4 protein-coding genes are annotated in these 1,828 nt (G+C 67.9%); 1 reads left to right on the top strand and 3 read right to left on the bottom strand.

Annotated elements, in window-relative coordinates:
- Positions 1-157 (bottom strand): DUF397 domain-containing protein (locus tag D450_RS32825; RefSeq protein WP_017541437.1); only part of this gene is annotated, 157 nt, incomplete at its 3' end.
- On the bottom strand, positions 150-938 hold the full coding sequence (locus D450_RS31275; RefSeq protein ID WP_017541436.1) for a helix-turn-helix domain-containing protein: 789 nt from the start codon (positions 936-938) through the stop codon (positions 150-152). The genes D450_RS31275 and D450_RS32825, both read right to left, overlap by 8 nt.
- A gap of 201 nt (positions 939-1,139) precedes the next feature.
- Between D450_RS31275 and D450_RS0125360 the strand changes: the two genes are divergently transcribed.
- Positions 1,140-1,445, top strand: coding sequence for a hypothetical protein (locus D450_RS0125360; RefSeq protein WP_017541435.1), 306 nt, complete (start codon positions 1,140-1,142; stop codon positions 1,443-1,445).
- A gap of 44 nt (positions 1,446-1,489) precedes the next feature.
- Here the strand turns inward: D450_RS0125360 and D450_RS35000 are convergent.
- Positions 1,490-1,828, bottom strand: a 339-nt coding sequence (locus tag D450_RS35000) for a response regulator transcription factor (RefSeq protein ID WP_039820957.1), incomplete at its 5' end; no start/stop codon positions are given.

Raw genomic sequence — 1,828 nt, 5'->3', positions numbered from 1 at the left:
TGGCGGCGGTGAGGAAGGCCTGCCACTCGTGGGTGGGGAAGTCGAGGTGTGCGAGTTCGCGGTTCTGGGTGTCGCGGATGAGGGTCTGTGCGCCTTCGGCGACCTCGACGCAGTTCGCGCCTTGACCGCTGTACGTGCTCTTGTGCCATTCACGCATCGAGCTCATCCTTGATCTTCTCTAGATGTCGGAACGTCTCCGACGGTGAAAGCGCCTGCATCTGTAGGTCGGAGAAGTACCCCAGGAGCATGGTGACCTGCGCCGCCGACACCGGTACCTCGCCGAACTGGTGTTCAGCATGTCCGACCATTCGCCCGTCCGGGACCCGGACCACGCGGAACGAACCCGCCAGTCCAGGCCGATCCCAAGCCTCGGACGGCACCACCGCGACCTGGATATAGGGCCGGGCCGCCAGGTGCATGAGGTGGTCGATGGCGTCCTCCTGAACCGCTGGGGAGCGTACCACTCGGCGAATCGCCGCCTCCTCGATCACCACCCAGATCCGTACCTCCGGGCGCAGCTTGGTGAGGCGTTCTTGACGAACGGCGACCAGCTCATCAGGATTCGGGTCCTGCCGCAGAATCTCCCGCGCATACTTCTCGGATTGGAGGAGGCCGGGGATCAGCATGGCGGCGTATTCCCTGATCTCGATGGCCTCTCGCTCCACAGAGATGAAGTTGCGCCAGTGCTCGGGCAGGGCTCCATCGAAGGAGAGTTCCGCCCAGAGCGCGGCGAGTGCGCCACCCGTAGTGAGCGCGTCGTCCAGCCGAGCGATCTGATCTGCGTCGGGGCGTCTTGTCCCCCGCTCCCACGCCGAGACGGTGGATGGCTGATACCCGACGTCTTTCGCGAGATCCTGCTGTCTCTTCCCGGACAGTTCTCTCAGGCGCCGTAACTCCGCGCCCCATCGCGCGGTGCCCGGGTCCAGTGCGTCGTTCATGCTCGACAGGATTGCACGCTGATTTCGTCGGCTCTACACGATCGACAAAAGACGTACGGCAATGTAGCGATCGAGACAGGTGAGAGGCCGTGTAGCGAGGATGAAACCACCGGCCGAACGACATCGGATGGTGGTCGAAATGAGCCCGATCAAACGCAAGCGCCGCGTTCGTCCCTACATATTCCCTATGAGGTGGGTGCGGTGACGGCCGAGCAGACGGCCTCCGCGCTTCCGGCGTCGGTGAACGGCACCGTCTGTGTGCACCGGCCCGAGGACGTGCCCCCGCGCGGCATCCTCTACGGCGCGACCCGGCGCATCCCCATGACCGGCCTCCTCTTCGTCTACCGGCTCAGGCCGGACGGGACGACGGTCGACACCTGGCTGCTCTCCGACGACGGGACGCTCCTGAGCACCGGATGGATGGACCCCCGCGGCTACCGCGAGGCCATCGCCTTCGACATGGTGCACCACCTCGGCTGGGCGCGGACCGTCGTCGTGCTCCCGTAGCAGGTGGACGGGCCCCGCAGGGCTTCACCCCCCGGAAACCGGCGCTACGCCATCCCCAACTCCCGGGCCCGCGCCCCCGCCGTCGCCCGGTTGGGGACGTCGAGCTTGGACAGGATGTTGGACACGTGCACACTGGCCGTCTTCGGCGTGATGAACAGCTCCTGGGCGATCTCCGCGTTGGTCAGCCCTCGGCCCAGCAGCCGCACCACCTCCGCCTCGCGCGGGGTCAACCCCCGGGGCAGCGGCGGCGGCGCGGTCCCGGCACCGCCGTCCAGGGCCACCCCGGCCCGCCGGGCCAGGTCCTCGGCGCGGCGCCGCAGGGGGCCCGCCCCGCACGCCTCGGCCAGCTCCGCGGCCTCGCGCAGCGCCTCGGGTGCACCGGT

Source organism: Nocardiopsis halophila DSM 44494, from assembly GCF_000341245.1.
In the GTDB taxonomy this organism is placed as follows: domain Bacteria; phylum Actinomycetota; class Actinomycetes; order Streptosporangiales; family Streptosporangiaceae; genus Nocardiopsis_A; species Nocardiopsis_A halophila.
This window is presented reverse-complemented; position numbering and strand designations above follow the sequence as displayed.